Raw genomic sequence first — 3,125 nt, 5'->3', positions numbered from 1 at the left:
CCTGCACGAGTTCTGGCTCACCGCGCAGGCCGCCCGCCAGGCCCGGCCGACCGACACCGAGGACGTGTCCGCCGCGCTCGTGCGGTTCGAGTCCGGCGCGGTCGCCACCGTGGTCAACTCGCTGGTCTCGCCCCGCCAGACGAGCCGGCTCCGCTTCGACTTCGAACGCGCCACGGTCGACCTGGAGCACCTCTACGGCTACTCGGACGCGCAGTGGAGCCTGACGGCCGCGCCCACCGCGCCGGAGGTCGCCTCGGCGTGGGCGAGCGGGCCACCGGACACGCCGAGCGGCCACACCGCCCAGCTCGTCGCCGTCCTCGACGCCTTGGACGCGGGCGGGACGCCGCCGGTCTCCACCGCCGACACGAGGGTGACCATGGAGTTCGTGGCGGCCGTCTACGCCTCCGCGTTCACCGGCGGCGCGGTCGCGCGCGGTGAGATCACCGAGGGCCACCCGTTCCACGGCAGCATGGCGGGCACCGGCGCACCCTGGCTGGTCTGAGGCACGTCACCGCTGGATGGTGAGCGTGGTCGGTCCCGTCATGCTCGCCACCCCGCCGGTCAGGCACTGGGCGGCGTTCGGCGTGACCAGGCTGACCACCTGCACCGCCCCGGCGGGCGCGAAGCCACCGGACGTGATCACCCCGGTGTTCGTGGTGGTGACGGTCGCGCCGACCACGTTGGAGGTGGCGTTGTACTGGAACTCGCTCGGCGCCACCACGCCACCCCACGTGAACGTGCGCTGCGCCGGCCCGGAGTCGAACAACACCAGGCAGGACGCGGGCAGGTCGAACGCCTCGGCGTAGGTCCCGGTCACCGCGCCGACGTTCGTGCAGGTGGGGAACAGGCCGCTCACGGTGATCGTGGTCGGCCGCCGGGTGAAGGTCAGCGGCGGGTCGAAGGTGGTGACCTCCGTGCCGACGCAGACCTGCTCGACGGTCGCCGCGTGCGCCGGCGTCGCGGACAGCGCGGCGCTCGCCAGCACCGCCACCACCACGCCGCGCACCAGTCGTGACAGCCTCATGGACGGGCCTCCTCCGGGATCGGGCACGGTGGTGAGGTCGTGCGGCGCTCCCGGCCGTTAGCCGATCCGGTCGCGCACCACCCGCTCACCGGCACCACCCACCCGAATGGCCGTCGGTCGAACACACGATGTCAGCGCGCGGCCACCGGACCTACGTTCGGTCGATGACCTACGACGGGATCAGCAGGCGGGCGTTGTTGTCCGGGACGGTGGCGGCCGGTGTCGCGAGCGCGATCGGCGTGGCGTCGGCGGGCGTGGCCTCCGCCGCCGTGCCGGGGTTCTACCACCCCTTCACCGGCTACCGGATCACCGGCACCTGGCAGGACCACCTGAACAGCGGCTCGCTTGGCGGCATCGACTTCGGCATGGCCGTCGGCACGCGGCTGCCCGCGGCGGGCGGCGGTGTCGTCACCAACATCCCGAACAACGGCACCGGCGGGCACACCGTCACCATCCAGCACGACAACGGCTACCGCACCCAGTACCTGCACCTGTCACAGTTCCTGCTGTCCAACGGCACGCGGGTGGGCATGGGCGGGGTCGTCGGGCTGTCCGGCGGCGCGGTCGGGGCGCCGGGTTCGGGCTCGTCCACCGGCCCGCACCTGCACTGGCACATGATCGACCCGAGCGGCACGCGCATCAACCCGCTGACCTACCTCGGCACCGGCGGCACCGGCCTGCCGAAGACCTCCACCGAGCAGGACGGCGTCCCCGGCACGATCATGTGGCAGCGCGCGCAGAACTGGCTGCGCGCCGAACAGGGCTACACCGGCCCGATCGACGGCGTGCCGGGGGCGAACACCTACGCGGCGCTGCAACGCGCCATGCGCGCCTACGGCTACACGGGTCCGATCGACGGCGTGCCCGGCGGCAACACGTGGGCGGCGGTGCAGCGCTTGGCCGCGCGCTGGGGCTACACCGGCCCGATCGACGGTGTGATGGGCGCGAACTCGTGGCGCGGCTTCGCCCGCTTCCTCAACCAGGACAAGTACGACTGACGGTCCGGTGCGCCGTTCCCGAATGCCACCGGGCCGGCGTGACGTGCACGTCGTCGGGGTGGTTCGCGGCGCGGGAGTGGGGCGGCACCCCCGCGCCGCGCCCGGTCTCAGTTGAACGGGTTGTCGTAGAACGCGCTGCGGACCACCGGCTTGGCCGTCGAGCCGTCGAACAGCAGCCCCTCGTAGACGAGCCCGACGTTCTGCACCACACCGCCGTACGGCACGTCGACGTTGACCACGCCGGACAGGCCGTGCCCGCCGCCGCACGCCTCGGGCCGGTAGCCGTCCTCGCGCGAGTACCACTGGTGGGCCGCGCCGTTGACGGTGACGGTGAGCTTCGTGCTGACGTAGCTGGACTGGCGGCACAGCGTGAGGTCCAGCCGGTAGAGGGAGTTGCCGTCGTCGAACCGCACCGAGCCGACCAGGCGGCCGACCTTGGTCGCGTACCCGGACGACGAGTAGCCGGTGAGCTGGATGTCGACCGGTTGCGGTGCGCCGTAAGCCGCCTGCGCGGGGGTGGCCGCCAACGACGCGCCGAGGAACGCGGCGAGCGTGAGGGCGACGAGGTTGGTCAAGCGTCTCCGTGAGCGGGTGCTGGGCGTCATGCGGGGGCTCCTTCGTCGGGGGCGGTTGTGGCTTGGTGCAGCGTGAGCGCCGTCGCACCCGCACGACCAGCCGCTGTCCAGGCGCAACCGCGGATTTGGCCTGTCGGGCGCAACCCCTGCCCCCGCCGGGACGCGGTCCGGCTCGCACGACCGGACCGGGTTGCGGAAGCTTGCGCAAGGCCGATCGGGATCACCGCTCGATTCCCGGCGGCGGCGGAATACCGCTGCGCCGATGAGGTGAGCTTTCGGCGACGCGGTGTTCCCGGGTCGGACTTCGAGCACCATTCGTGGTTCCAGGTCCCTGGTCGGAGGGAGCGGTCATGTCGGATCCGCTGACGGCTGCCGAACGCGCCGTGGACCAGTGGGAGCGCGACGCCGAGCAGAAGGCCGCCCGCTACCGCGCGATGGCGGACGAGGTGCAGCGCGTCTCGATCACGGGGTCGGCGGCCGGTGGCGCGGTCAGCGTCACGGTCGGCGCGAACGGCATCCCGACCGGCG

At 72.6% G+C, this 3,125-nt stretch carries 3 protein-coding genes and 1 pseudogene; 2 read left to right on the top strand and 2 right to left on the bottom strand.

Features of this window, described 5'->3' with window-relative positions; genetic code table 11:
- Positions 1-502 (top strand): annotated as a pseudogene (locus AB0G02_RS33040) (gfo/Idh/MocA family oxidoreductase); the annotation flags it as partial.
- Positions 503-508: 6 nt separating this feature from the next.
- Here the strand turns inward: AB0G02_RS33040 and AB0G02_RS33035 are convergent.
- Entirely contained in the window at positions 509-1,024 is a 516-nt protein-coding gene (locus AB0G02_RS33035; protein WP_360802120.1) for a hypothetical protein, read from the bottom strand.
- A 164-nt stretch (positions 1,025-1,188) separates the two neighbouring features.
- On the opposite strand from AB0G02_RS33035, the gene AB0G02_RS33030 reads away from it, so the two are divergent.
- Positions 1,189-2,022 (top strand): peptidoglycan DD-metalloendopeptidase family protein, encoded by an 834-nt coding sequence (locus AB0G02_RS33030; protein ID WP_360802117.1) that lies wholly within the window; start codon positions 1,189-1,191, stop codon positions 2,020-2,022.
- Between the two features lie 107 nt (positions 2,023-2,129).
- On the opposite strand, the gene AB0G02_RS33025 is transcribed toward AB0G02_RS33030, so the two are convergent.
- Complete coding sequence (locus AB0G02_RS33025; protein ID WP_360802114.1) at positions 2,130-2,597, bottom strand: hypothetical protein; 468 nt, start codon at positions 2,595-2,597, stop codon at positions 2,130-2,132.
- Positions 2,598-3,125 lie beyond the last annotated feature (528 nt).

This window comes from Actinosynnema sp. NPDC023658 (assembly GCF_040639995.1).
GTDB lineage: Bacteria > Actinomycetota > Actinomycetes > Mycobacteriales > Pseudonocardiaceae > Actinosynnema.
This window is presented reverse-complemented; position numbering and strand designations above follow the sequence as displayed.